22 protein-coding genes are annotated in these 26,148 nt (G+C 60.0%); 10 read left to right on the top strand and 12 right to left on the bottom strand.

From position 1 onward, the window contains the following. Window positions 1–3: 3 nt before the first annotated feature. Both INF37_RS08355 and INF37_RS08360 read left to right on the top strand, forming a co-directional pair. Window positions 4–2,457 (top strand): efflux RND transporter permease subunit, encoded by a 2,454-nt coding sequence (locus tag INF37_RS08355; RefSeq protein WP_193537655.1) that lies wholly within the window; start codon window positions 4–6, stop codon window positions 2,455–2,457. Beyond that, a complete protein-coding gene (locus tag INF37_RS08360; protein ID WP_193537657.1) occupies window positions 2,441–5,677 on the top strand; it encodes an apolipoprotein A1/A4/E family protein in 3,237 nt (1,078 codons plus the stop codon). Before INF37_RS08355 ends, INF37_RS08360 begins: the two co-directional genes overlap by 17 nt. A gap of 428 nt (window positions 5,678–6,105) precedes the next feature. On the opposite strand, the gene INF37_RS08365 is transcribed toward INF37_RS08360, so the two are convergent. Both INF37_RS08365 and INF37_RS08370 read right to left on the bottom strand, forming a co-directional pair. After that, complete coding sequence (locus INF37_RS08365) at window positions 6,106–7,644, bottom strand: O-antigen ligase family protein (protein WP_193537659.1); 1,539 nt, start codon at window positions 7,642–7,644, stop codon at window positions 6,106–6,108. A gap of 14 nt (window positions 7,645–7,658) precedes the next feature. Beyond that, window positions 7,659–8,762, bottom strand: coding sequence for a glycosyltransferase family 4 protein (locus tag INF37_RS08370; RefSeq protein WP_101693518.1), 1,104 nt, complete (start codon window positions 8,760–8,762; stop codon window positions 7,659–7,661). 206 nt (window positions 8,763–8,968) lie between these two features. On the opposite strand from INF37_RS08370, the gene INF37_RS08375 reads away from it, so the two are divergent. Together INF37_RS08375 and INF37_RS08380 are read left to right on the top strand one after the other, a co-directional pair. Continuing rightward, complete coding sequence (locus tag INF37_RS08375) at window positions 8,969–11,302, top strand: polysaccharide pyruvyl transferase family protein (RefSeq protein ID WP_193537661.1); 2,334 nt, start codon at window positions 8,969–8,971, stop codon at window positions 11,300–11,302. 92 nt (window positions 11,303–11,394) lie between these two features. Beyond that, window positions 11,395–12,273: a rhomboid family intramembrane serine protease gene (locus INF37_RS08380; RefSeq protein WP_193537664.1), complete on the top strand. Its 879-nt coding sequence runs from the start codon at window positions 11,395–11,397 to the stop codon at window positions 12,271–12,273. A 256-nt stretch (window positions 12,274–12,529) separates the two neighbouring features. On the opposite strand, the gene INF37_RS08385 is transcribed toward INF37_RS08380, so the two are convergent. After that, complete coding sequence (locus INF37_RS08385) at window positions 12,530–13,735, bottom strand: tRNA(Met) cytidine acetate ligase (protein WP_193537666.1); 1,206 nt, start codon at window positions 13,733–13,735, stop codon at window positions 12,530–12,532. Window positions 13,736–13,895: 160 nt separating this feature from the next. On the opposite strand from INF37_RS08385, the gene INF37_RS08390 reads away from it, so the two are divergent. The 6 genes from INF37_RS08390 (at window position 13,896) to INF37_RS08415 (ending at window position 19,313) form a co-directional block, all read left to right on the top strand. After that, window positions 13,896–15,092: an acetate/propionate family kinase gene (locus tag INF37_RS08390; RefSeq protein WP_193537668.1), complete on the top strand. Its 1,197-nt coding sequence runs from the start codon at window positions 13,896–13,898 to the stop codon at window positions 15,090–15,092. 105 nt (window positions 15,093–15,197) lie between these two features. Continuing rightward, window positions 15,198–15,908: a purine-nucleoside phosphorylase gene (gene deoD, locus INF37_RS08395; RefSeq protein WP_101693522.1), complete on the top strand. Its 711-nt coding sequence runs from the start codon at window positions 15,198–15,200 to the stop codon at window positions 15,906–15,908. A 12-nt stretch (window positions 15,909–15,920) separates the two neighbouring features. Then, the gene (locus INF37_RS08400) at window positions 15,921–17,540 is read left to right on the top strand and encodes an NAD(P)/FAD-dependent oxidoreductase (protein WP_193537670.1); all 1,620 of its coding nucleotides are present in this window, start codon (window positions 15,921–15,923) and stop codon (window positions 17,538–17,540) included. A 57-nt stretch (window positions 17,541–17,597) separates the two neighbouring features. Further along, window positions 17,598–18,173 carry a chromate transporter gene (locus tag INF37_RS08405; RefSeq protein WP_101693524.1) on the top strand — a complete coding sequence of 192 codons (576 nt, stop codon included), beginning with the start codon at window positions 17,598–17,600 and terminating at the stop codon, window positions 18,171–18,173. Next, on the top strand, window positions 18,170–18,739 hold the full coding sequence (locus tag INF37_RS08410; protein WP_193537673.1) for a chromate transporter: 570 nt from the start codon (window positions 18,170–18,172) through the stop codon (window positions 18,737–18,739). The genes INF37_RS08405 and INF37_RS08410 overlap by 4 nt, the downstream gene beginning before the upstream one ends. Before the next feature lie 286 nt (window positions 18,740–19,025). Further along, window positions 19,026–19,313: a DUF6809 family protein gene (locus INF37_RS08415; RefSeq protein WP_193537675.1), complete on the top strand. Its 288-nt coding sequence runs from the start codon at window positions 19,026–19,028 to the stop codon at window positions 19,311–19,313. Window positions 19,314–19,384: 71 nt separating this feature from the next. On the opposite strand, the gene INF37_RS08420 is transcribed toward INF37_RS08415, so the two are convergent. The 9 genes from INF37_RS08420 to INF37_RS08455 form a co-directional block, all read right to left on the bottom strand. Further along, on the bottom strand, window positions 19,385–19,570 hold the full coding sequence (locus tag INF37_RS08420; protein WP_193537677.1) for a hypothetical protein: 186 nt from the start codon (window positions 19,568–19,570) through the stop codon (window positions 19,385–19,387). Further along, window positions 19,567–20,523: an S-layer homology domain-containing protein gene (locus INF37_RS08425; protein WP_193537679.1), complete on the bottom strand. Its 957-nt coding sequence runs from the start codon at window positions 20,521–20,523 to the stop codon at window positions 19,567–19,569. The genes INF37_RS08420 and INF37_RS08425 overlap by 4 nt, the downstream gene beginning before the upstream one ends. 40 nt (window positions 20,524–20,563) lie before the next feature. Beyond that, window positions 20,564–21,295: an RNA polymerase sigma factor gene (locus INF37_RS08430; RefSeq protein ID WP_193537681.1), complete on the bottom strand. Its 732-nt coding sequence runs from the start codon at window positions 21,293–21,295 to the stop codon at window positions 20,564–20,566. Between the two features lie 82 nt (window positions 21,296–21,377). After that, entirely contained in the window at window positions 21,378–21,689 is a 312-nt protein-coding gene (locus INF37_RS15690; protein WP_016413463.1) for a GNAT family N-acetyltransferase, read from the bottom strand. A gap of 136 nt (window positions 21,690–21,825) precedes the next feature. Beyond that, window positions 21,826–23,178: a hemolysin family protein gene (locus INF37_RS08440; protein WP_193537683.1), complete on the bottom strand. Its 1,353-nt coding sequence runs from the start codon at window positions 23,176–23,178 to the stop codon at window positions 21,826–21,828. Window positions 23,179–23,799: 621 nt separating this feature from the next. After that, window positions 23,800–24,132, bottom strand: a complete 333-nt coding sequence (locus tag INF37_RS15695) for a hypothetical protein (protein WP_235964262.1) — start codon at window positions 24,130–24,132, stop codon at window positions 23,800–23,802. Further along, window positions 24,129–24,434, bottom strand: a complete 306-nt coding sequence (locus INF37_RS15700) for a hypothetical protein (protein WP_235964263.1) — start codon at window positions 24,432–24,434, stop codon at window positions 24,129–24,131. Before INF37_RS15700 ends, INF37_RS15695 begins: the two co-directional genes overlap by 4 nt. Before the next feature lie 138 nt (window positions 24,435–24,572). Continuing rightward, window positions 24,573–25,334, bottom strand: a complete 762-nt coding sequence (locus INF37_RS08450) for an MBL fold metallo-hydrolase (protein ID WP_193537685.1) — start codon at window positions 25,332–25,334, stop codon at window positions 24,573–24,575. Window positions 25,335–25,414: 80 nt separating this feature from the next. Next, window positions 25,415–26,148: hypothetical protein (locus tag INF37_RS08455; RefSeq protein WP_193537687.1), on the bottom strand; the 734-nt coding region annotated here is incomplete at its 5' end.

Genomic DNA, 26,148 nt, shown 5'->3' on the forward strand with positions numbered 1-26,148 from the left:
CCGATGTCTCAGAGTAAAAACAGTGAAACCTTCCTTATCAAGCTCGCCCGCTTCATCGTAGACAAGCGCAAGGCGCTCTATCTGGTCTTTCTGGCGGCCAGCATCTTCTGTGCTGCTTCCATCAACAAGGTGCAGATCAACAATGACATCACCTCCTATCTCCCCGCCGACACCGAGACCCGCCGGGGCCTCACCATCATGGAGGAGGAGTTCGTCACCCTGGGCACCGCAAATGTCATGGTGTCCAACATCACCTTTGAGCAGGCAGATGCCCTCTCACAGCATATTTCCCAGATCGAAGGGGTCTCCGAGGTGGTCTTTGATCACACAGAGGAGCACTACAAGGACTCCTCCGCCCTCTTCTCCGTCACCTTTGACGGGGAGGAGACCGACCCCGATACCGTGGCGGCCATGGAGTCCATCAATACCCTTCTGGAGGGCTATGACGCCTATCCCTCCACCACGGTGGGCCGGGATATTTCGGTCAGCCTCCAGAAGGAGATGTCGGTCATTCTGCTCATCGCGGCGGCCGTCATCGTGATCGTGCTGACCTTCACCTCCAAGAGCTATATGGAGGTCCCCGTTTACCTCATTGTCTTTGCCGTGGCCGCCATTTTGAACATGGGGACCAACTTCATCTTCGGCACCATCTCCTTTATCACAAACTCCATCGCCATCGTGCTTCAGCTGGCGCTGGCCATTGACTACGCCATCATCTTCTGCCACCGCTATATGGAGGAGCGGGACAACGGACTGGACGCCCGGGAGGCCGACATCACCGCCCTCTCCAAGGCCATTTTGGAGATCTCCTCCTCCAGCCTCACCACCATTTCCGGTCTGGTGGTCCTGATGCTCATGCAGCTGCGCATCGGCTTTGATATGGGCATCGTCCTGGCCAAGGGCATCGTATGCAGCATGCTGTGCGTCTTCCTGCTCATGCCCGGTCTGCTGATGCTCTTCCATACCCCCATCGAGCGCACCCGGCACCGGAATCTGGTTCCCAAGATCACCTTCTGGGGCCAGGGCGTGGTCAAGCTGCGTTTTCTGCTTCCCCCCATCTTCCTGGTGGTGGTGATCGTCTGTGCGGTCCTCTCCAATGGCTGCGACTATGTCTTTATCGACACGGACACCGACTTTGACAACAAGCCCGAGTGGCGCATTGCCGACGAGAAGGTGGCCGACACCTTTGGCCAGACCAATACCATCGCCCTTCTGGTCCCCCGGGGCGACTACGAGAAGGAGGGCCAGGTCCTCCGGCAGGTGGAAGCCCTCCCCAACATCACCTCGGCCACGGGCCTTGCCAATATCGAGGTGGAGGACGGTACTTATCTGACCGACCAGCTCACCCCCCGTCAGTTTGCAGAGCTGGCCGGCGTGGATGTGGAGCTGGCCCGGCTCCTCTATCAGGCCTACGGCCTCTCCAACGAGGAATACGGGGCCATCTTCCAGGACGTGGACCAATACACAGCCCCCCTGGTGGACGTCTTTGAGTTCCTGTTAGAGCAAAAGGACAAGGGCGTGGTCTCCCTGAGCGGAGAGCAGGCCCGGGAGGTGGAGGACCTCCAGGAGACGCTGGACGCCGGGCTCAAGCAGCTACGGGGCGAACACTGGTCCCGCCTGGTCTTTGTGGCCGATCTCCCCCAGGAGGGCGAAGAGACCTATGCCCTCCTGGATCAGATCCGCAGCATCGCCAAAGCCCACTACGGTGACGATGTTGTGCTGGTGGGCAACTCCACCAACGCCTTCGACCTCTCCAGCTCCTTCTCCGGTGACAACCTGAAGATCAGCATTTTGACTGCCCTGTTCGTCATGGTCATCCTGCTCTTTACCTTCAAGTCCGCCGGACTTCCCATCCTGCTGGTGCTGACCATCCAGGGCTCGATCTGGATCAACTTCTCCTTCCCCGCCCTCACGGGGACCAACATGTTCTTCCTCAGCTATCTGGTGGTCTCCTCCATTCAGATGGGCGCCACCATCGACTACGCCATCGTCATCACCAACCGCTATCTGGATCTCAAGACCCGGATGGACCGCAGGGAGGCGGTGGTCCAGGCCCTGAACCAGAGCTTCCCCACGGTGCTCACCTCGGGCAGCGTCATGTCGGTGGCCGGCTTCCTCATCGGCAATATCTCCACGGATGCCACCATCGGCTCGGTGGGGTTGGCCCTCGGACGGGGCACCCTCACCTCCATCCTGCTGGTCATGACCGTCCTGCCCCAGCTCCTGCTGCTGGGTGACGCCCTCATTGAGCGCACCGCCATCACCCTCAACCGGGACCGGAAGCAGCGCTTCAACCAGGGCACCATGCGCCTGGATGGCCATGTCCGGGGGCATGTCTCCGGCTTCATCGACGGTGAGTTCAAGGGCGTGCTCCACGGCAGTGTGGACGCCCTCATCGAAAGCCATTACCAGAAACCCGATCTCTTACAGGAGGAAGACCATGAAGACCATCCTTAAACGTTCCGCAGCGGCGCTGCTCTCCCTGGTCCTCTGCCTGAGTCTGCTCCCTCCCGCCTGGGCTGCCGGGGATACCATTTCCATCTCCAGCATCACCGATTTTCTAGACTTTGCTCAGTCCTGCCAGAGCGACGCCTATTCCAAAGGGCTGACCGTGGAGCTTCAGACCGATCTGGATCTCTCGGGCAGCGGATTTACCTCCATCCCGGTCTTCTGTGGTACCTTCCACGGAAACGGCCACAAGATCACCCACTTTTACCACACCCAGCGGGGCTCCCAGGCCGGGCTGTTCCGCCGCATCGAGGCGGGCGCGTTGGTCTCCGATCTGACGGTGGAGGACGCCGTCCTCGCCCCCGATGGGTCCCGCTCCGATGTGGGAATTCTGGTTGGACAGAATCGCGGCACACTTGCTAACTGCACCGTCTCCGGCCAGGTGGAGGGAGAGAGCCGGGTGGGCGGACTGGCCGGCATCAACGAGGCCGGCGGCGTGATCCGCGGCTGCACCAACCAGGCCGAGGTAAAGGCCTCCGCCGACACCGGCGGCATCGTCGGGCACAACGACGGGCTCGTGGAGCACTGTGTGAACCACGGTCCCATCAACCAGGACGGCGAAGCCAGCGCACCCAGCAACACCGGCGGCATCGCCGGCCGTTCCACCGGCACCATCCAGTTCTGTGAAAATGACGCCGACCTGGGATACCCCCATCTGGGCTACAACACCGGCGGCATCGTGGGGCTCCAGAGCGGAGCGGTGGTCTCCTGCCGCAACACAGGGAGCATCTTCGGCCGCAAGGATGTGGGCGGCATCGTGGGCCAGCTGGAGCCCCATGTGGAGCTCTCTTTCGGGACGGACCCCATGGAGGAATTGGATGCGGCCCTCTCCAACCTCTCCGGGCAGATGCAGACCCTCTCTGACCAGCTCAGTGACGCCGTTGGAGACGCCGCCCAGGACACCCAGGCCATCAGCGACGCTATGGACGCCATCCGGGATCGGACACACGCCGCCGGTACCGAGGGACTGGAAGACGCAGATGCCGCCATCCAGACCATCTATACCGCCTCACAGTCCATGGGCCAGGCCCTGGACCTCCTGCTGGACTGCACCGATTCCTTCCGGGCCGACGCCGAGCGGCAGCTCAGCGCCATGGACAAATCCATCTCGGACCTGCGCACCGCGGCCGATCACCTGGCGGGAGATGCCGATGCCGGTCTTACCGACGCCTTTGACACCCTGGAAAGTGACCTCTCCCGCATCCAGCGGGAGGTGGACCAGGGGATCGGCGGCAATCTGGACGCCCTCCACCGCGATTTGGAGCAGCTCCAGAACTTTGTGAAAGATGTGGCGCGCATCGTCAGCGGGGATGGCTCGCTGAGCGAAAAGCTCGCCGCCCTGCGGGAGGCGGCCGATGCCATCCAGAGCGTGGACATCCGCGGCCATCTGGACGGTATCCGCACTGCCATCGGCAACATCGCCTCCATCAGCAAGAGCCTCAGCTCTTCCCTCAACCGCATCTATCAGGACACCAGTGACGACCTTCAGGAGGACTGGGACGATGCCGATGCCGCTCTCTCCGCCCTGGACAAGGCCACCGACGCCCTGCGGAAGAGCGCTTCCGCCTATGGGCAGTCCGCCAGTGACTCCCTCCATACGGTGAGCACCCAGACCGATCTCATCTCTGACACCCTCAAAGCCTATTGGGACACCGCCAGCGACAAGGGACAGAGTGCGGCCGACGACATTGATGCCCAGCTCTCTCTGATCCACGACCAGGTGGAGAAGATGACCAGCGGCGCCTCCTCGGTCAATCAGGACGTCCACACCACCACGACCGCCATCCTCACCCAGCTGGATGTGGCCCGGGCCGCCATCCGGGCGCTGACCGACCAGCCGAAAAAGACGGTGGAGGACATCTCCGCCGACCATGCGGACACCGGTCCGGGCCGAATCAGCACCTGTACCAATACCGGCGTCATCCAGGCCGATGCCAATGTGGGTGGGATCGCCGGTATGGTCTCCCTGGAGCTGGGGGAGGACCCGGAGCAGGATCTGGACCTGGAGGATGAGCAGGTCCTGGTGGACACCACAGTCCTGCTCACCGCCACCGTTCTGGGCTGCCGCAACGACGGAGATATCACCGCCAAAAAGGACTCGGCCGGCGGCATTGTTGGCCGGGGCGAGGTAGGCGCCATCCTCCAGTGCGTCAGCCGCAGCCGCGTGGAGACGGATGACGCCGGACAGGCCGGCGGGATCGCCGGGCTCTCCCGCTCGGTCATCCGGGACTGTGCCGCCCAGGCCGAACTGAAGGGCGGCGACGCCCTGGGCGGGATCGCCGGCGAGGGCCGGGACATCTCCGGCTGTCTCGCCATGACCGTCATCGACAGTTCCGGCGAACAGCTGGGCGCCGTGGCCGGGACCGCCGACGGCACGGTCTCTGAGAACTACTTCCTCCAGGAAGAGCTGGGGGGCGTGGACGGCATGAGCTACACCGGCCAGGCCGAAGGGCTCTCCTACGAGGCCTTCTCCGCACTACCCGATCTGCCCGCCGATTTTCTGGATTTCCAGGTCGCCTTTGTCTCCAACGGAACGGTGATCCGCTCCATTCCTGTGGAATACGGCGGCAGCATAGACCCCTCGGACATCCCTGACGTCCCCGTCTGGGAAGGGCGCTACGGCACCTGGGAGGACTTCCCCCAGGTCAATCTCCGCCGCAGCGTCACGGTCCACGCGGTCTATGACAACTGGACCACCACCATCTCCTCGGGCGGCACACAGCCCCTGCTCCTGGCCGAGGGCAGCTTTTCACCTGCGGCCCGTCTGAGCATTGCCGACTGGAACTGTGATGCCGCCCTGCTCCCCTCCGGCCTCAAGGTGCTGGACAGCACTTCCTACGACATCACCGATCCCGACGCGGAGGTCCCCTCTCAGGTCACACTGCGCCTGCGCAGTGAGGACCCCTCCGCCCGGGTCTTCCTCCTGGAGGACGGAGCTCTGACCGAGCTGGATGCCACTGTGGACGGCAGCTATCTGGTCTGTTCCGCGCCCTCCTCCGGTTCCCTCCTTCTGGCCGTGAAGCCGGGGCCCTCCCTCCCCCTGCTGATCGGCTGCGGCGGGGGCGTCCTTCTTCTGCTGGCCGGCGGCCTGCTCCTCTTCCGGCGTCGGCGCGGCACACCCCGGAGCACTCCGGCGGCCGAAACCGAGCAACCTTCCGCACCGGTATAACGTGAGCGGGCCATCTGCTTCCTGGCAGATGGCCCGCTCAAACTGTTGATAAGGTGTGTGCCTGCACGTTTCTCTGTAAAAGCCTCGCAGAGTTCCGCCATCCTAAGATGGCAGAAGAGAATCACATCGTGTTTTCCGGCGGCGTGTACGTTGGAAAACACTCCTCTCAGGCCGCAAGTGTACGAGTCGGGAACCCAAACGAAGCCCAGCGAAGCGGGTTCGCTTGGGAAAGGAGGGGCAAGGAAGTGAAGTGAGCCCTGGCCGCCAGGCCGGGGCGAACAGTACGGACTTTGACCCGACGAAGTGCATGCGGCGGCCTGCATCCCCTCGAAAAAATGCCTGCATTTTTGAGAAGCTTGTCGAACTGGTTCGACAAGCTAAGCGGGCCGTCTGCTTTCCGGCAGACGGCCCGCTCTCTTGCACTCTGTTCAGTTTTCCTCCCGGCGGGGCATCCGGGAGAGCTTTACGCAGGCCATGATGACGCCCACCAGGAACCAGTAGATAAACATATTCCGGGGATAGAACCAGGTGTACTCGGCAAAGCCGATCACCAGAATCCCGCAGAAGGCTCCCAGGGCGGCGGCCAGCATATGGCGCACTCGCTTGTCCATGGTCTGATAGTACTGCTTCACACCGGTCTTGAGGGTGTAGGCCAGCACAGCCAGATAGCTCAAAAAGCCCCAGATTCCCGTCTCGCCCCACATCTGGAGGTAGTTGTTGTGGGTGTGGATGGGGAAGCTTCCATCAAACATGGCCGGGTAGGCGTGGAAAGCCTGCTTCATCACGTCGGAGCCCAGGCCCACGCCCTTGTACCAGTAGTCGTTCATCAGGTCCCGGGCCGCGTCGTAGATGGCAAAGCGGTACCGGGTGGAGGAGTCCTTCATATTGCCGATGGTGAGGATCCGGTTATAGATGGTCTCCGGCAGGAAGGGGATGGCGCACAGGCCGACCACCAGCATCACCGGCACCAGGCGCCAGTTCTCCAGGGCGATGAACACGCACACCGCCAGGGCCAGACCGATCCAGCCCGAGCGGGAGTAGGTCAGGCCGATGGCCGCCAAACAGGGCAGCAGTGCCGCAAAGGACCAGAGTTTTCCACGCCAGGTCTTAGCGGCCATCAGAATGCCCAGATCCAGCGGGATGAGCATGACCAGAAGCTCCGCGAAGTTATTGGGGTTATCAAAGAAGGAGTAGACCCGCCCGGGCATGCCGTAGTTGACGGTCATATCCTGCTGGGAGGCCACGATCTCCACGCCCACATAACCCTGATAGCAGCCGTACAGGGCGGCCACCGTGATTCCAGCCACCGCCAGCGCCACCATCAGCCGGAGCTGCTCATACCGCTTCACCGAGCTGACCACCAGCACCACGATGAGGAAGGAGATCACATGGAACGAGAAGAAACGCATGGACAGGCGGGTGGACAGACTGGCCACCAGCGCGCAGCCGATGCACATGAGATAGAAGAGCATATAGGGCCCGAAGATGGCGCTCTCCAGATGGTGCTTGGGCCGGGATGCGCTTCCCACCACAAAGAGGGCGGTCACACCCACCGCGCCCAGCAGGCCGTAGGCATTGTTCCAGATCTGGTGGGGGGCGATCAGCATCACCAGCAGGAAGAGGCCCATCAGGAAGAAGCTGGCCCCGCCCATAGCGGAGAGGGCACGGAAGACCAGGCTTCCGTCCCACACACCCTTCCCCACCCGGTAGATCCACCGGACCAGGGTACAGGGCAGGTTTAAAATCAGGGTGAAGAGAGAGCAGGATACGCTCTCCCGCCAGCTTTTGGGCAGGGTGCCCTCCCGCCAGACGAACTGGCACAGGGCGCTTCCCTGCACCCAGCGGCAGATGGCCCGGCCTATCCGGGCAAACACCCGCCCCACAGCGCTCTCCCCCCAGGCTCCGGCAAGGATCTGCCAGATTCCCAGAAGGAAGCGCAGCAAGATACTGTTTTCTGCAATTGACATGGGATTCTCCTTTTTCAGCGTTTCCGTGCGGCCTCATAGACGGCATAGGTCTTTTCCATCCACTTGTGGATCTCGAACTTCTCGTCGATGGTCCGCAGCGCCCCCTCGCGGCACCGCGCCAGCAGGCCCGGGTCCTCCATCAGGCGCTTCATGGCCTCCGACATGGAGACCGGATCGTCATACCGCACCAGCGCGCCGCAGCCGGCCTCGTCGTTGACGATGTCCCGGTTGCCGCCCATATCGGTGGCGATGACGGGCAGTCCCGCCGCCATGGCCTCGATGATGAGATAGGACAGGGCCTCGTGCTCCGAGGCGTTCACATACAGGTCCGAACCCTTGTAGAGGTTCTTGATGTCCTTGCGGAAGCCGATGAACTTCACCTGCTCCTCCAGACCCAGTTCTTTCACCTGGGCCTTGGAGGGCTCCAGCAGGGGGCCGTCTCCCGCCAGCACCATAGTGAAGGGCACCGCCGTGATGGTGGTCAGCCGCTTGAGGGAGTCGATGAGGTATTTGTGCCCCTTGTCCTCGGCAAAACGGGAGGCGCAGAGCATCACGAACCGGTCCTCCGGGATGCCCAGCTCCTGCCGCAGGGTGGACTCCGACCGGTCCCCGGCCCATGCCGCCGGGTCCACCGAGTTGAAAATCACCTGGATCCGATCCCCGGACCAGCCGTTGGCGATGAGCTGTTCCTTTCCCTTGTTGCACACGGCGATCATCTGATCCTGCCGCTTGTCCATCCAGCGGTTGGACAGGCGGGTCAGGGCATCGTTAGCCAGCACGAAGTGGTTGGTGTATACCACCCGGATGTGGGGGTTGTACTTCTTGGCCAGTAGGGCGGTGTAGTGCTCCCGCAGGTAGTGGCAGTGGACCAGGTCGATCTCCCACTCCCGGCACAGCTCGGCCAGCTCTTTGGCCGCCTTGAAGTCAAAGCGGCGGCGCATCTCCACCCGGCGACAGGGCACGCCCATCTCCTCCAGACGCTCCACCAGGAGCCCTCCCTCGTTGTAGGCGAAATAGGCCTCCACCCGGGTGTGGTTCAGATAGCGGACCAGCGTCTCTACATACCGCTCGGTGCCGGCCTTCCCGGCAAAGTTGAGCAGATAGAGGACCTTCATCATAAAAAGGACCCTCCTTTTCTTTCTTGATTGATGTGGACAGAAACCCACGCTCTTTATTTTACCGTCAACCACCCGGTTTGTCCACTCTTTCTTCCCGATTCTCCTCTTCCCACCGGTTTCCCGATTTGTCTTGAAGGGTATGATAGGTATATGGTATAATAGAGAGCTAAATGCCGTGGAAAATAATACAGGAGTGACCCTTGATTATGAAAACAGGTCTTATCACCTTCCATTTTGCCCACCATTACGGGGCTCAGCTTCAGGCCTACGCCACCATGCGGGCCATTCAGGGCCTGGGCCACGACTGCGAGATCATCGACTTCCGTCTGCCCCACACCACACGCACCAATGAGCTCTTCAAGCGCTCGGCCTCGGTGCGCGCACTGGCCTCTGACGCCCACACCGCCCTCCACTACGGCGCCTTCAAGGCCCGCTATGACCGCTTCAATGCCTTTGTGGAGGAGCAGATGAATCTGAGTCCCCGCCGTTACACCTCCTTTCAGGAACTGAAAAACGATCCGCCCGCCTATGATGTCTATGTGGCGGGCAGCGACCAGATCTGGAACCCCTTCATCTACGCGGACAAGCAGTTTGAGCCCGCCTTCCTGCTGGACTTTGTCCGGGAGGGCCGGAAGATCTCCTACGCGCCCAGTCTGGCCACCCCCACCCTTCCGCCCCCCTATGACGCCCAGTTCCGACACTACCTCTCCAGCTTTGACGCCCTCTCCGCCCGGGAGAAGCGGGGACAGGTACTCATGAAAGAGGTCGCCGGACGGGATGCCCGGCTGGTGCTGGACCCCACCCTGCTCCTCACCGGCGAGCAGTGGGGCGAGCTGGCCGTGGCCCCCAAGATCCAGGGCCCCTACATCCTGTGCTACTTTGTCTCCGATCCCGGAGAGGTGGCTCCCTATGTCCAGGCCCTGGCCGAGCGCACCGGCTGGCCCATCGTGCAGCTGGCCGGCGCCCGGCGGAAGCTCCCCGGTGTGAAGGAGCTGGTCTTTGACGCCGGTCCCCGGGAGTTCCTGGGCCTCTTCCAGCATGCCGCCTGCGTGTGCACCAACTCCTTCCATGGCGCGGTCTTCTCCCTCCAGTTCGACCGCCCATTCTTCACCTCCATGTCCCCCAAGGAGCGGGCCAACCCCACCTTCTCCCGCATTTACAGCCTTCTCTCCCGGCTGGGCTGCGCCGACCGGGTCATCGGCATGGCGACCACCGCCCCCGTGGACGCCCCCATCGACTACGACCATGTCCACGAAAAGCTCACCGAGGCCCGCAGCGACTGTCTGGCCTATCTAAAGGCCGCCATTGAGGGCACCCCCATTCCCCCCGAGCAGACCGATGAGCCCACCGCGCCCGCCAACCGGCCCACCCTGTGCGCTCCGGCGGCCTGTACCGGGTGTACTGCCTGCGCCTCGGTCTGCCCGGTGAACGCCATCTCCATGCAGCCCGACCATGAGGGCTTCCTCCGCCCCGTGGTATCCGACGCCTGTGTGCTCTGCCGGAAGTGCGAGGGGGTCTGCCCCGGCCTGCATCCCCGTCCCGCCGCCGACAGCGACGCTCAGCCCGATCCGGTCCACGCCGTCTGGTGCAAGGAGGAGGCCGTGCGGCAGAAGAGCACCTCCGGCGGCTTCTTCACCGTTCTGGCCCGGGACACCTTCCAGCGGGGGGGCGTGGTCTTCGGGGCTGTGCTGGAGCAGGGCCGCATCGTGCGCCATGTCCCCGCCCGCACCGAGGCGGAACTGGCCCCCATGCGGGGCTCCAAATACGCCCAGAGCGACCTGGGCGACACCTTCCGCCAGATCAAGGATCTTCTGGAGCAGGGAACGCCCGTGCTCTTCTCGGGCCTTGCCTGCCAGGTGGACGGTTTGAACCGCTATCTGGGCCGGGACTACCCCCAGCTCACCACCGTGGATCTGGTGTGTCACGGCGTACCCTCCCCCGCCGTCCTCCGCGCCTTTGTGGAGGAGCTGGAGCACACCCACGGCAAGCAGGTCACCAACCTGCGTTTCCGGGACAAGGAGCACGGCTGGCAGACCGCCCACCTCACCGCGGAGTTCTCGGACGGCAGCCACTGGACCGAGGTGCTCTACCGCACCACCTTCGGCCGGGGCTTCGGCATGGGACTCTTCCTGCGTCCCTGCTGCGCCCAGTGCGCCTATACCAACACCCACCGGCCGGCCGACTTCACCCTGGGCGACTTCTGGGGCCTGGACCCCAAGCTGGAGCTGCCTACCGACCGGAGCAAGGGCATCTCTCTGGTGCTGGTCAACTCGGGCAAGGCGGAGGAGCGTTTCGCCGCCCTGGCCGACCGGTTCGGCCAGGTGGAGCGCCCCCTCTCCGAGGCAGTGGCGGGCAATCCCCGTCTGGCTTCCCCCAGCGTGCCCAGCCCCAAACGCGCCGCCTTCTTTGCCTCCTTCCGCACCCGTCCCTTTGAAAAGACCGCGGCCCAGTTCCTCTCCCAGCCCCCGCTGCCCTACCGCATGGCCTCCAAGGTCCTCACTCCCCAGATGAAGCAGGTCATCCGGAAGGTTTTGAAGTAGGACTGAAATATTTACAAATTGTTCTGGATTTTTCCGTTTCACCCTGCTAGGATAGGGTAGACTCTGGACAATACTGTTTGGGAGGTATTCGTTTGCGTTCGATCGACACTTGGCTGGACCGCTTCTGCTACAAACATCCGCGGTTCGGGATCCCCCATCTCATCAACTATATCATCTTCGGCAACGTCATCGTCTATGTGCTGGACATGTTCTCCAGCGGTATGGCCAGCGCCCTGCTGGGACTGGATTTTGGGGCCGCCATTCTGAATCTTCAGCTCTGGCGCCTGGTCACCTTTATCTTTGTACCCGAGGCCTCCAGGCCGATCTGGTTCGTGGTCGCCATGTTCTTCTATTACTTCCTGGGCAATACCATGGAAGAGAGCTGGGGAACCGCCAAATTCACCCTGTTCTACCTCTGCGGCGCGGTACTCACCTTCCTGGCCAGCATCGTCACCTATTTCTGGACCGGCGGCACCATGGGCTATATGATCAGCCTCGGTTCGGTCCATGAGACCCTGTTCCTGGCCTTTGCCACCCTCTATCCCGACGCTCAGATCCGGGTGTACTTCATTCTGCCCGTCAAGGCCAAGTGGCTGGCTGGCTTCTATGTCTTCCTTCAGGTGTGGAATATCGTCAGCATGAACCGGGTGTTCCTGCCCATTCTGCTCCCCGTTCTGCTGCCCATGCTGATCGCCGCCTGGGTCAACTACGCCATTTTCTTCTGGTCGGATATCAGCCGCCTGTTCCGCCGCGCCAACGCCCGGCGCCGCCATCAGGCCTCGGCTCAGACCGTCAATTTCAAGAAGGCCACGCAGCAGGCCCAGCAGAAAAAGGGGTACATCCACAAGTGCGCCGTGTGCGGCAAGACCGACACGGACTACCCCGATCTGGAGTTCCGCTACTGCTCCAAGTGCAACGGCTACTACTGCTACTGCAAAGAGCACATCAACAACCACGTGCATATCCAGTGATAAACAAACGGGTCCGTTCCCCTGGAGGGAACGGACCCATTTTAGTCTGGCAATAAAGTATATCTCTGCGATTTTAGCTGCAAGAGCCTCGCAGAGTTCCGCCGTCCGCAGACGGCGGAAGAGGGTCAAAGCGTGTTTTCCGGCGGCGTGTACGTCGGAAAACACTCCTCTCAGGCCGCAAGTGTGCGCGCGAAAGCAAGTGCGCGTGGCGGCCTGCATCCACTCGAAAAAATGCTTGCATTTTTGAGAAGCGTGTCTATGGAACGACACTGTATTCTGTTTCCCGCAGGACCACCGGGCTGTGCCGCCACTCCTCCCCACAGGGCGGGACCGCCTCCAGGCACAGTCCGAAGCGGTCGGTACACCGGCTCTCCAGTGCGAAGAGGGCCCGCCCCTCCGGGGAAAGTGCCCGTGCGTGGGCCGGTTTCGTGAGGATGGGGAGGGTGGCCTTTTCCTTCATCTCGGCCAGCAGCGCTCTGCCCCGGTGGTTGAAGCCCAGCACCCGCAGATAGGGCACATGCACGGGCCGGTCCCGGGCGGTCAGACCCAGAAAGGCCCAGGTCACCATCCGCCGCAGCCGGGCGTGGGTATAGCGCCGGGTCTTGGCCAGGGTCAAAAATTCCTCCACCGTGCCCGCCGCCCGGCCGCAGCGCACCAGCCGCTCGGGCAGACCCTCTCTGGCCCCGCTGTCGGGGAGGAGGGCCCAGTCTCCCTCCTCCATGGTACGCAGACGGTCCAGCACCAGGCGCTCGCACCGCGCTCCGTCGGCCAGGTTTCCCTGCCAGGGCTGGGTGAGAAAGGGCTCTGCCGCCCCGCCCTCTCCTGCCCGCAGCAGCTGCCGCAGGTGGGACGCCGAGGCAAAGCCCTCCGCCGCCCCGCCGTCATGGGCCACGCCCTGCCGCTGCACGGTCATGGCCTCCCACCCGGCCGGGAGAAAGCGGAGGTACTCGATCCCCAGGTTGTCGTTGGGCCGGGCCAGGCAGGCCGCCCCGTCCGGCCGCCCCTGTTCCTCCAGCAGCGCGGCAGCCGCCGCCTGCCGGGCCGCCGGAAAGGCCATCCCCGTCCCCGCCAGACGGCGCACCTCCCGGTGGTACTCCTCCCGGTTCAGGCAGTCGGCCGCCGCCCGGAGGGACTCCAGCTCCCCGCTCTCGCTGCCGAAGGAGAGGGTATCCACCACCCCTGTCCCGGCCAGCACCTCCACCGCCCCCCGGGCAAAGGCCTCGGCCGAGGCACAGGCCCACAGGGTGGGGAGCTCCAGCACCAGGTCGGCGCCCCCCCGCAGGGCCAGCTCCGCCCGGCGCCATTTGTCGGTCAGCGCACACTCTCCCCGCTGGACCCAGTGCCCGCTCATGGCGCACACGATGGCCCGCTCCCCGCCCAGACGGCGGCGGGTCTGGGCAATATGCCAGGCGTGTCCCGTGTGAAAGGGGTTATATTCGGCTACTATTCCAACTGCGCGCATAAAAAGGGGCCTCCTTGAAAAAAATCCTATCACATGGGGCAAAGCGGGGTTGTTCTTTCCAGAAAAATACGCTAAAATACATATGTTACAGCTCTATTCTACAATACCTTCCCCCCGGCACACAAGCCGGGGAACCCAAAATAAAGGAGAGTTATGTGTCATGAAGGTTCTTGTTATCAACGCGGGCAGCTCCTCCCTGAAGTATCAGCTGCTGGATCCCAGCACGGAGGAGGTCCTGGCTCAGGGTCTGTGTGAGCGCATCGGCATCGACGGCCGTCTGACCCACAAGATCCCCGCCACCGGCGCCAAGCACGTGTTTGAGATCGCCATGCCCACCCACGCCGAGGCCATCCAGGCCGTTCTGGACGCTCTGACCAGCGCGGAGCACGGCGTCATCAAGAGCATGAGCGAGATCGAGGCGGTGGGCCATCGCGTGGTCCACGGCGGCGAGAAGTTCGCCTCCTCCGTCAAGATCGACGAGGCCGTGATGGCCGCTCTGGAGGAGTGCATCCCCCTGGCTCCTCTGCACAACCCCGCTAACATCACCGGCATCAAGGCCTGCGAGAAGGTCATGCCCGGCGTGCCCATGGTCGCCGTGTTCGACACCGCTTTCCATCAGACCATGCCCGCCAAGAGCTACATCTACGCTCTGCCCTACGAGTACTATGAGAACGACAAGGTCCGCCGCTACGGCTTCCACGGCACCTCTCACAAATACGTGGCCGGCCGTGCCGCCGCTATGCTGGGCAAGAAGCCTGAGGAGCTCAAGCTGATCTCCTGCCACCTGGGCAACGGCTCTTCCATCACCGCCATCGACGGCGGCAAGAGCGTGGACACCACCATGGGCTTCACCCCCCTGGCCGGCGTGCCCATGGGTACCCGTTCCGGCGATCTGGATGCCGGCATCCTGGAGTACCTGATGAACAAGTACAACATGGACATCAAGGAGATGCTCACCGTCCTGAACAAGAAGTCCGGCGTGCAGGGCATTTCCGGTGTGTCCTCCGACTTCCGTGACCTGGAAGAGGCTGCTGCTCAGGGCAACCAGCGTGCCGCTCTGGCTCTGGAGGCCTTCCAGTACAGCGTGCGCAAGTTCGTGGGCGCTTATGCCGCCGCCATGGGCGGGGTGGACGCCATCATCTTCACCGCCGGCGTGGGCGAGAACGACGCCGCCACCCGTATGGCCATCGCCTCCGGTCTGGAGTTCATGGGCGTGAAGATGGACGCCGAGGCCAACAACGTCCGCGGCAAGGAGACTGTCATCTCCGCCGCCGACTCCAAGGTCAAGGTCCTGCTCATCCCCACCAACGAGGAGCTCATGATCGCCCGCGACACCGCCGAGATCGTCGGCAAGTAAATTTCTTGCATCGCAGCATCCCCGCGGTCCCAGTCCGGCCGTGGGGATGTCTGTTTTTTCCCGCTTCCCCCAAATCATACACTCACTGACAAGGAGGATCTCACTATGTCCACTCCCCATATCGAAGCCGAGCGCGGCGCTTACGCCAAGACCGTTCTCATGCCCGGCGACCCCCTCCGGGCCAAATTCATTGCCGAGACCTTCCTCACCGACGCCGTGCAGGTCAACGGCGTGCGCGGCATGCTGGGCTTCACCGGCAAGTACAAGGGCGTCCCGGTCTCCGTCCAGGGCAGCGGCATGGGCTGCCCCTCCATGGGCATCTACTCCTATGAGCTCTACCACTTCTACGACGTGGAGAATATCATCCGCATCGGCACCACCGGCTCCATCCGGGAGGACCTGAAGGTGGGCGACCTGGTCATGGCCATGGGTGCCTGCACCACCTCCAACTTCGCCGCCCAGTACCACCTGCCCGGCCTCTTTGCCCCCACCGCCTCCTTCCCCCTGCTCAAGACCGCGGAGGCCATTGCCTCCGCCCGGAAGGATCTCCACTGCGTGGTGGGCAACGTGCTCTCGGCCGACGTGTTCTATGACGATGTCTCCCCCGTGGAGGACTGGCGGAAGATGGGCGTTCTGGCTATCGAAATGGAGGCCAACGCCCTCTACTGCAACGCCGCCCGGGCCGGAAAGCAGGCCCTGGCCATGTTCACGGTCTCCGATGAGCTCCTCACCGGCGCCAGCGCCTCCGCCGCTGAGCGGCAGACTGCCTTCACCGCCATGATGGAGGTGGCCCTGGACACCGCCGCCGCCCTGTAAGGACTCCGCCCCATGATACAGATCAGCAATCTCTCCCTCCCCGTGGGCGGCGGGGAGGAACAGCTGCGCAAGCGCGCCGCCCGCGTCCTGAATCTGCGCCCAGAGGACATCGGGGAGCTCCGGCTCATCCGCCAGTCCATTGACGCTCGGAAAAAGAACGACGTCCATCTGGTCTGCACCGTCCAGGTGGCGGTGGACCGGGAGGAGAAGGTCCTCAGCCGCTGCAAGTCCAAGCAGGTCTCCAAGGTAGAGCGGAAGCCCTACCGCTTCCCGCCGGTGCTGCGCCGCTCCTCCTTGCCGCCGGTGGTGGTGGGGATGGGGCCGGCCGGACTCTTTGCCGCCCTCTATCTGGCCCGGGCCGGAATCCCCTGCATCGTGCTGGAGCGGGGCCGGGACGTGGACGAGCGCGCCGCGGATGTGGAGCATTTCTGGCGCACCGGCGCCCTCTCCCGCACCTCCAACGTGCAGTTCGGGGAGGGGGGCGCGGGCACCTTCTCGGATGGCAAGCTCACCACCGGCACCCATGACAGCCGCATCGGCACCGTGCTGGACACCCTGGTGGGAGCGGGCGCGCCCGCCGACGTGACCTGGAGCCACAAGCCCCATGTCGGCACCGACGTGCTCCGCCAGGTGGTCAAAGCCATCCGGCTGGAGCTCATCCGCCTGGGCTGCGACGTGCGCTTTGAGAGCCAGCTCACCGCCATTCACACAGAGGAGGGCGCGGTCCGCTCCATCACCGTCACCACGGACACGGGCAATTATGACCTCCCCTGCGATTCCCTCATCCTGGCCCCCGGCCACTCGGCCCGGGACACCTTCGCCATGCTCCACGCCATGGATCTGCCTATGGAGCAGAAGAACTTTGCCATCGGCGTGCGCATCGAGCACCGGCAGCGGGACATCAGCGCTGCCCAGTTCGGGGACTATTGGAAGGACTTGCCCCCGGCCGACTACAAGCTCTCCTGTCACCTTCCCTCGGGGCGCAGTGCCTTCACCTTCTGTGTCTGCCCCGGCGGAGAGGTGGTGGCCGCCGCCTCGGACTACGGCCAGGTGGTCACCAACGGCATGAGCCATCGGGCCCGGGACGGGGAGAACATCAATGGCGGCTTCCTGGTGGGTGTGGGGCCCGAGGATTTCCCCGGGGACGATCCCCTGGCCGGGGTCCGCTTCCAGGAGACCTGGGAGCAGGCGGCCTGGGAGCTGGGGACGGGCGGCGCGGCCCCTCGCTGGCAGGAAGACGCCCCCCTTTTCCACGCCCCCGCGCAGACCGTGGGCGATTTCCTGGCGGGACGCCCCTCCCAGGGGCCCGGCCAGGTGCAGCCCACCTATCGCCCCGGGGTCACCTGGAGCGACCTCACCCGCTGCCTCCCGGCCTATGTGACCGACACCCTGCGGGAGGCCCTCCCCATTTTTGACCGGAAGGTGCATGGATTTGCCGCCCCGGACGCCGTCCTCACCGGCGTGGAGACCCGCTCCTCCTCCCCCGTGCGCATCCTGCGGGGGGAGGATCTCCAGTCCACCGGCCTTCGGGGACTCTACCCCTGCGGGGAGGGAGCGGGATACGCCGGCGGCATCATGTCGGCCGCCGTAGACGGAGTGCGGGTGGCCGAAGCAGTGGCCACCCGTCCCTGACGGGCTGTCCACTCCCCTTTCCCGGCAAGCACAGTGCAAAAGGAGGCGTTTCCTGTTTTGAAGCGGGACCACACACTCTATTTCCGTCTGTTCTCCTCCACCTTTCTGCTCAGCGCCTTTACCTTCGGCGGGGGCTATGTCATCGTTCCCCTGATGAAGCAGAAGTTTGTGGACCAGCTCCACTGGCTGGAGGAGCAGGAGATGCTGGACCTCACCGCCATCGCCCAGTCTGCACCCGGCCCCATCGCGGTCAACGCCGCCATCCTGCTGGGGTACCGGGTGGGCGGGCCGCTGGGGGCCGCCCTCTCCATCCTTGGGACCATTCTGCCGCCCTTTCTCATCTTGTCGGTGGTCTCGCTCTTTTACACCGCCTTCCGGGAAAACCGGGTGGTGGCCGCCGTCCTCAAGGGGATGCAGGCCGGTGTGTCCGCCGTCATTGCCAGTGTGGTGGTGGACATGGGCGGGGACATCCTGCGGCGGCGGGAATGGCTTCCCACCGCCATCATGGCGGGCTCCTTTCTGGTGACCCTGCTCTGGGACGGGCTCAATGTGGCCTGGATCCTTCTGGTCTGCGCGCTTCTGGGCATCACCGCCACCTTTGCCGCCCAGCGCCGGAAGGAGGGTTCGCCTTGATCCTGATCCAGCTCTTTTTCAGCTTTCTCCAGATTGGGCTCTTCAGCTTCGGCGGAGGATATGCCGCCCTTCCCCTCATCCAGACCCAGGTGGTGGACGTCCACCACTGGCTGGATATGGCGGAGCTCACCGATCTCATTACCATCTCCCAGATGACCCCGGGGCCCATTGCCATCAATGCCGCCACCTTTGTGGGCACCCAGATCGCCGGGCCCCTGGGGGCCATCGTGGCCACGCTGGGGTGCGTCTTTCCCTCCTGCGTCATTGTCTCCCTGCTGGCCTGGGTCTACTACCGGTACCGGAGTCTCACCGCCATCCAGGGGGCCCTGTACGGCCTGCGTCCGGCCATCGTGTCCCTCATCGCCTCGGCGGGACTCTCTCTGGTCATAACCGCCTTTTGGGGAACGGAGGGCTTTGCACCCGTCCTTCCCGATCTTGTGGCGGTAGGGCTCTTTGTGGGAGCCTTCGCCGTGCTGCGCCGCTGGAAGTGTGACCCGGTTGTGGTCATGCTGGGCTGCGGCGTACTGGGTGGCATCCTCTATCTGTTTCTCCCCGGTCTGGGATAAGAAAAACGGTCACAGAAAAGGGTTAAGCCCCATAGGTACACAATGTGAACCTATGGGGCTTAACGCCGTGTATGGGGAAAATTAGGGCTTGTGGAGCACCACAGGCTCTAATTTCTTATTTAACAGGACAACTACCGGCTCTCGCAAAAGTGGTAAGTTTTCTACCCACGGACAGTGGTGTATGGTCTGCAAAACCAATGATAAGGCATTTATTGAAATACAAATATTCCAGTGGCTTTTCACGCTAACTTGTGGTATGGTGTCTTGCTACAAGGAGGTAGAGCATATGAACAACGCCCTGAAAAAATTCTACTACGGATTTTACACGCCACTGCCTATGGCAGAGTCTGAGCAGGAAATTGAAACTTGCCACCAACAACTTATTGAGAGATTGGAAAAGCCAGAGAGAAAGCTGGTGTTGCGGATCATGGACGCACAGAACCTAATCACAGAGGAACGCTCCATGGACAGTTTCCTTTGCGGATTCCAATTGGCATGGGAATTGGCATACGAGTTGAATCACTTTGAGACAGACAGGCATCCCTTTCCGGAAGAAGCGGAGAGGGATGTCTGATTTTTATAGGAATAGCTGTGTAGTACTTTAAGACATGGGCAGAATACTTGTTTGAAACCGTGATTGGGTGTTTAGTCGGCCATGCCAATCTGACCGATGGCATAGCGCAGGGCCTTCATGGTAATGGGCGACTGGGGCTGGATCGCATCGCCCGGCTCCAGCAGCTTGTTGGTGATGGCAAATGCAATGGCGTCCCGCGCCCAGGGAGAGACCTGGCCACCGTCCTGGTACCGGTCCAGAATGTCTACATCGGTCACTTTAGGCCTCCGAACAGGCGATAGATCATCACCATAGCCTGTTCCACAGTCATGGCATCCTCCGGCCCAAAGAAACCGTTACCGTAGCCGCCCAGATAGCCGTTTTGCTCTGCCCAGGCAACTGCCTCAGCGTAAGGAGCCTCCCATGCTACATCTGTAAAGGTGGGGGGCCCCACGATCTCGTCCCAGCGATGGGCATGGTCCAACAGCATCTTGGCTGCGTCGCCCCGGGTGACGGAAACCTCGCTGGTGTCGGCCCAGCTGACGGAGATGTCGTCCAGATAGTAGGAGGTCACCCCTTCAAAGCCGGAGTCGGTGCCAATCACCAGATACGCCGTTCCCGCTTCATCGGTCCGGGCAATTACCTTGGTCTCGATCTCATTGAACTCATATTCACCGGGACGGTTGATTTCCTTTTTGGCAAGGTTTCCGACCACGATCATATCCGCTCCGCCGGTACTCTGACTGCCCTTGTCGATGTTCAGGCGGAAGTGGTTCAGGGAGTCCAGGCTGTTTTCCGGCTCCTCAGAGGCAACACCGCACTTGACGAAGACCGATTCTCCGGGAGCGCCGCCGATGCCGATCATATCATTTTCCACATTGGTTGCCAGCTTGAAACGGACAGTGAACTGATACTCTGTCTCGGGAGCCAGGCCACTCAGTTCTTTGAAATATCCCATAAAGAGATCGTCGCTGTGATTATTGCCGGAGAGGAAAAGTCCCTTTCCAGCGTCTGCAATGGGAACCTCCTCATGGCCGGAGCGAAGCTCATAAAATTCCTCCACCCCCTGCTCGTTGGGGTAGTCGGAAAAAATGGGAGTAAACCCACCGTCATTCTGGTTAAAGTCAAACCCTACTCCGGTGGTCGTCTCCTTTGCGGCGGCAGTCCCCGCCAGAATACTCATGCCAATGGCCGCAGCTATGCTTAGTGAACAGAATCGTTTGAACCGCATTTGAAATCCTCCTTCGATGTTTTGGCGTTTGCCCGTTCATCTATTTAGATGCGGCGAGGATTTCGCTTTGTTGGAATTTTGTCGGAAAATTTGAAAAAAGAATTCCGGCCACAATGGAAACGATCAGCAGGGTCAACCACACCGTAAACCAGGGAGACAGGGACGGCTCTGCGGGCGGGATGCTGCTGATGCCAAAATCGCCGCCAGGCTCCTGGGCAGGTGTACGGAAATACTGGGCTGCCTGGTACAGAAGACCAACCGCAGAAACGATTGCCACGCTGACCAGAGCGGTGAGGGTTCGCCGCAGGCTTTTGATGGAGGTGTTGTAGAGCCACTGGACCGTTCCCACAGGCATGGACAACAGCTGGGCGATCTCCTTGTGACTCAGGCCACCCAGGACTTTCAGGGTGACCACATTCTGTCGCTTTTGATCAAGAGAGGACAGCATGGACTGAACCGTCTCCATGTCCTCCAGCATCTCCAACTGCCGCTCAGGGACAGGGATCTCCGGAAGCTCATCCACAGAATGCTCCGGCTTCTTTTTCCGCAGGACCATTAGGGCTTCATTTTTGACCACCGTATGGAGCCAGGCCAGTTCGTGATCGGAGGGAAACAGGCTCTCGTCCATGGTATAGAGCCGCAGGGCCGCGTTTTGTACCGCGTCCATAGCGTCGCTCTCCTGCCGGAGCACCGTATAGGCAGTGCTAAACAGAAGCCGGTAATACCGGGCATAGAGCAGCTCAAATCCTATCGGGTTCTTTGTTCGGATCAAAGCCAGAATCTCTTTGAGGTCGGCGTGTTTTGTATCGTGTGTTACTCGAAACATACTGCTTATATTGAATTCAACTCTTTTCTCACATGGTACTTCGATATATCATGATTTCTTCCCCTTTGGTATCCAGTTCGCCTGTAAATTCAAATCCAAAGGAGCGATATAAAGCGATTGCAGGATGGTTTTCTGCGTACACGCTGAGATAAATATCTGTATTGGGATAGTGGGAACAGATCTCCTGTAGGATCAGCTGGACCGCAGGCTTTGCATAGCCTTTACCTTGATGCTGCTTATCAATCAGCAAGCGGTCAAACCAAAGTCTTGTATAGGCGGGCTCCAGGATCATTCCGTACATGGTAAAACCGATCATGGTGTCGTTGTCATAGATGCACATGGGATGCTACGCTGCCAGCTGATCCGCCTCTTTCATACAGTCCGCAACACTTTCGATAAAACCTGTCTGGTGTGGAAACACCTTCAACTTCTCAATAGCCCTGCGATTTTTGCTGGTAACAGGTATTAGAGACAGATTACTCATGCTCACCTCTATGTTCCTGTTTTTCTGTGTTCTGCGGCTCTGCCAAGCAAACCAACGCAGTTACCACTTGATGATTTCGGATCTCGGTGACCCGGATCACCAGACCGAAAGTCTCCACCTCAATGGTGGATCCATCCTCGGGAATGGTGGCCACGGCCCCAAAGATCAGTCCGTTAAAGGTATCGAAGTCGTCAAAGGGCAGCGTGACACCAAGTGTTTGGGCAACCTCCTCCAGAGGCGCCTCTCCACGGATCTTCCAGGTGCCAGAGTCCACAGCCTCGATCAGGGGAAGGGCGTTTCGGCATACATCCTCCTCGCCCAGATCTCCCACCAGCTGCTCCACAAGATCGTTGATGGTAACAATGCCCGTCATGCCGCCGTATTCGTCCAGCACCACCGCCAAAGGATGGCAGCCGCCCTTCATGTTACGGAACAGCACATCCGCCTTGACGCTGTCCGGTACCAAATAGGGAGTCTCCACCGCCTGTTCCAGTACGGTCTCACGGCTCCGGTCCGTCAGGCGGAAGTAATCTTTTGCATTGAGGATACCCACCACATCGTCCGCGGATTCTCCGCACACAGGATACCGGGTGTGGCGGCTGTTGTGGATGGTGGCGGCCCACTCCTCCATGCTCTCCTCCAGCCACAGAATGGTCAGGTCGGTTCGGTGGGTGGCAATCTCCCCGGCGGTCAAGTCGTCAAACTCAAAGACGTTTTGGATGAATTGCTTTTCTTCGTGGTCAATGGTACCTTTCTGGCTGCCCACGTCTACCATCATGCGGATCTCCTCCTCACTGACGGTCTCCTCCTCGGCGTTGGGGTCAATACCAAGCAGACGAAGGACAGCATTGGTGGAAGCGGTCAGGAACCACACAATAGGTGCAAACAGCTTGGCGATGGCGGAGATCAGGCCGGAGATACCCAGAGCCAGGGACTCTGCCTTACGCATGGCCACCCGCTTGGGAACCAACTCACCAAAGATCAGGGTAAAGTAGGACAAAACCAGCGTGATGATGACCACGGCGATGGCGTCCAGGGTAGCAGCGGGAATGCCCACACCCAGGCTTACCAGCCAATTGACCAGGCCGTCTGAAAAGTTTTCCGCCGCAAAGGCGCTGCCCAGGAAGCCGGACAGAGTGATGGCCACCTGGATGGTGGCGAGAAAGCGGGCCGGTTGGCTGGTCAGACGAGCCAGACGCACGGCCCGTTTGTCTCCCTCCGCCGCCATTCGGGCCAGCTTGGCGTCATTGATAGAAATTACTGCAATCTCCGCACTGGCAAAGACTGCGTTGAGCAGGATCAGAAACACCTGCAGTAAAATCATAAATAAGATAGAATTTTCCATTGTAAGTACCTCCTCAAATCATAACAATTACAGAAAAAGCGCAAAAGACACGACCTGTCACATTATTCGCGAAAGTACAGGCCATGTCTCATTCGATTCTGTTCATAATTGTACGAGGGAGGCTTGGCGGGGGCGTTACTGTCACCGTCATCCATAAGTTGAAGACCTTCTCCTTTCATTGTAATGTTCCATATCTTATCAGAAAATCTTCGGTTCGTCAACTTGTGAAGTGACTATTATACATATAGATTCTGTTCAGATCATGTCCCTGTCCCGAGTCATGTGGCAGTACATATTTCTTTCTTTTGATCCGTCATGTAAAACCGGACGAAAGGCCGAAGATAGATCGAATTATGGTTTCTGTTTATGATTTTACTTAGTAAACACTATAAATACAATCCGTATCTCGATGACCGCCCATTTTCTCCCAATATCCATCTCTTCCAGTTTGTTCATGAGAAGAGTGTAAAAAATGCAAAGAAGAGAACAGCCGGAAATCCTCAGGGATTTCCGGCGTAGTTCATGTATTTCTTTTAAACCTCACGTCCGCCTTGTATGTTAGAAAACGCCAGCAACTCTGCACCGGACCCATGCCAAGCTCCAAAATGGTTTCATCGCCTCTTATTCATCCAGCTGTGCACAGGCAATTTCATACTCCTGCTGGCAGGGAAGCACTTTCTTTTCCTTTTTCGGGAATGAAGCATCGAAGGCGAGGATATCCGCTTCCTCCGCCTCCAGCGCCTCGGAAAATTCAGCGTAACCATGGATTCCCTCCAGGGCATTTTCCCGGAGGGGCAGCACCAGAAGACCGGTATAGAACTTTCCGTCCGGCATGGAGATGCCGTATTTTTTTCCGCCTCGGAATCCATAGGGCTCATAGTGGTACGGGTATCCCAAGGTCAGAATGGCGGAGTATCCCATTACTTTTGCTTTTTCAATGGAATGGGTGATCAACTTTCTACCCAATCCCTGACGGTGATATTTGGAGAAATAAGAACCGGTCCAAAACTGATCGTGGGAAATTCTCCGTCCGGTGTTACGACTTTGGAATGGGTATAGAAAATGGCACCCTCCACAGTGCCGTCCACCTCGATGACAAAGGCAAGCTCCTGGATAAAATCAGGATGTGACCGCATTTTGTGGACCACATAGTGCTCCGCAGCGCCGGGGAAATAGAGGTTCCAGAAGGCTTCCCGGGCCACCTCCTCTGTTCTGCGATAGTCCTTTGCTTCTTCCTTGCGAACCACGATATTCATGATGTGATACCTCCTTATTTCCGTTTCCGATGTTCCTTGGCAAAGGGTCTGGCATTCTTCATGCCGCCCGAATCTTTTTGTACATAGTATAAAAGTAAGCCGTCAGAGCTCTAAAGGCACTTCACAATTCCCTCCATCTCATAGCCACACGGACCAGTCCCCATAGTCAAATGTACCGCTGCCATGATGGAGCTTTCCATTTGCCTTTAGTTCTCGAAAAGCCTTTCGCATACGAGTTAAGAGCTCTGGTTGTATATCTAAGGAGTGGTGTGCCGGGAAAACTCTTTTTGCAGGAAGTTCGGACACTGTTTCAAGTGATTTCAAATAAGCCTTCGGATCGGTAGAGGGAAACCATGCTGTCAGCGTGTCCTTATAGACTAAATCACCGGTAAACAGATAGCCTGTGTTTGCTTCCCAAAAGCACATATGTCCCGATGCGTGGCCAGGTGTGTGAATGACTGCAACCATTCTTCCTCCTAAGTCAATATGTTCACCACCATGCAATATTTTGGTCGGTTTTCCCTGAAAAAACTTATATTCGTTGATTTGAAAATCAGTTGGTAATTCACAGCGGTCAACCACATATTCCTTAATCGTTTCTAATGGCTGAGGGAAGCCGCCGTTCAGCCAATCCAATTCTGCTTCATGTGCATAAAAATCAGGATAGTATTTATGACCGCCTATGTGATCCCAATGGATATGGGTTGCAATAGCTGTAACAGGCTTATCTGTCAACTCTGAAATCACTTCAGAAATATTACAAATTCCGAGTCCTGTGTCAATTAACAAACTGCGTTTGGTACCATTCAGCAGATAACAGTGTGTTTCTTCCCAATGACGGTATTCGCTAATAACATACGTATCCTTATCTATTTCGTTAATCGTAAACCAATCATTCATTGTTGCTCACTTCCAATACACATTTGCTTTTGATTTTACCGCAAGAGTATACATAAATCAATCTGGCAATATCAAAACCGCTATACTTCTCCGAAAGAGATGGATGCATACTTCTGATTTTGTTTAATAACAAGGGAGTTGCCCAGCCGGTACCGGCACAGTCCAAAGCCTGTTTCAGATCGCTCCAAAATGGTCTCTGGGATCTGCTTGAGATACTTTCGCCCAAAGCTGGTGGTGCCGAAATATGCGTCAAAGTTGGCCACCGGAAGCACCACCCAGTCGGAATCCTCCGGCTTGTTGGCAAGATAGTAGGCCGCCAGTGTTTCGACCATCTCCACAGGAACCCCCTTGGGCGTGAGCGTGCGGAGTTGTTCTACTAACTCAGGCGGCAGTGACTGCTCCTTATCCCGGAGTGGGCCCAGCTCCAAAGCCTGAGGCAGAAAGCTGTCAAACCGCAGGCCCCACTGTCCCTTGGTGGTGGGGGCGAACAAGGGGATCTGCATCTGGATCACCTTGTCCCGCCAGGCCCGGTCAAAGCCCTTCTCAATGGCGGCACACTTCTTCTGGGCACTGCTGGATACCTTCCCTGGATTCTCCCGCACAAAAGCCACCACCCGATGCACATGGCGGTGAAACCATCCGCTGCCGCTTTCCTCCACAAGGCTGGGGAATTCCGAATGAAGGTCCCCAAAATCACTGCCGAACTGCCACGCCTCCCGGGGCGTGGCTTTTTTGTTGTCCGGCACACTGCACCAGGCGCATAAGCCCCGCTTGGCATAGTCGATGCGTTCCCGGGGTGCTTCGGTGGAGCTGC

It is taken from the genome of Pseudoflavonifractor gallinarum (assembly GCF_014982855.1).
Lineage (GTDB): Bacteria > Bacillota > Clostridia > Oscillospirales > Oscillospiraceae > Pseudoflavonifractor_A > Pseudoflavonifractor_A gallinarum.

Bases quoted from the DNA above. Each gene is read 5' to 3' on its own strand.
- INF37_RS08355 (WP_193537655.1), top strand. From the start codon at position 4: ATGTCTCAGAGTAAAAACAGTGAAACCTTCCTTATCAAGCTCGCCCGC.
- INF37_RS08360 (WP_193537657.1), top strand. From the start codon at position 2,441: ATGAAGACCATCCTTAAACGTTCCGCAGCGGCGCTGCTCTCCCTGGTC.
- INF37_RS08365 (WP_193537659.1), bottom strand. From the start codon at position 7,644: ATGTCAATTGCAGAAAACAGTATCTTGCTGCGCTTCCTTCTGGGAATC.
- INF37_RS08370 (WP_101693518.1), bottom strand. From the start codon at position 8,762: ATGATGAAGGTCCTCTATCTGCTCAACTTTGCCGGGAAGGCCGGCACC.
- INF37_RS08375 (WP_193537661.1), top strand. From the start codon at position 8,969: ATGAAAACAGGTCTTATCACCTTCCATTTTGCCCACCATTACGGGGCT.
- INF37_RS08385 (WP_193537666.1), bottom strand. From the start codon at position 13,735: ATGCGCGCAGTTGGAATAGTAGCCGAATATAACCCCTTTCACACGGGA.
- INF37_RS08390 (WP_193537668.1), top strand. From the start codon at position 13,896: ATGAAGGTTCTTGTTATCAACGCGGGCAGCTCCTCCCTGAAGTATCAG.
- deoD (WP_101693522.1), top strand. From the start codon at position 15,198: ATGTCCACTCCCCATATCGAAGCCGAGCGCGGCGCTTACGCCAAGACC.
- INF37_RS08400 (WP_193537670.1), top strand. From the start codon at position 15,921: ATGATACAGATCAGCAATCTCTCCCTCCCCGTGGGCGGCGGGGAGGAA.
- INF37_RS08415 (WP_193537675.1), top strand. From the start codon at position 19,026: ATGAACAACGCCCTGAAAAAATTCTACTACGGATTTTACACGCCACTG.
- INF37_RS08425 (WP_193537679.1), bottom strand. From the start codon at position 20,523: ATGCGGTTCAAACGATTCTGTTCACTAAGCATAGCTGCGGCCATTGGC.
- INF37_RS15690 (WP_016413463.1), bottom strand. From the start codon at position 21,689: ATGTGCATCTATGACAACGACACCATGATCGGTTTTACCATGTACGGA.
- INF37_RS08440 (WP_193537683.1), bottom strand. From the start codon at position 23,178: ATGGAAAATTCTATCTTATTTATGATTTTACTGCAGGTGTTTCTGATC.
- INF37_RS15700 (WP_235964263.1), bottom strand. From the start codon at position 24,434: ATGAATATCGTGGTTCGCAAGGAAGAAGCAAAGGACTATCGCAGAACA.
- INF37_RS08450 (WP_193537685.1), bottom strand. From the start codon at position 25,334: ATGAATGATTGGTTTACGATTAACGAAATAGATAAGGATACGTATGTT.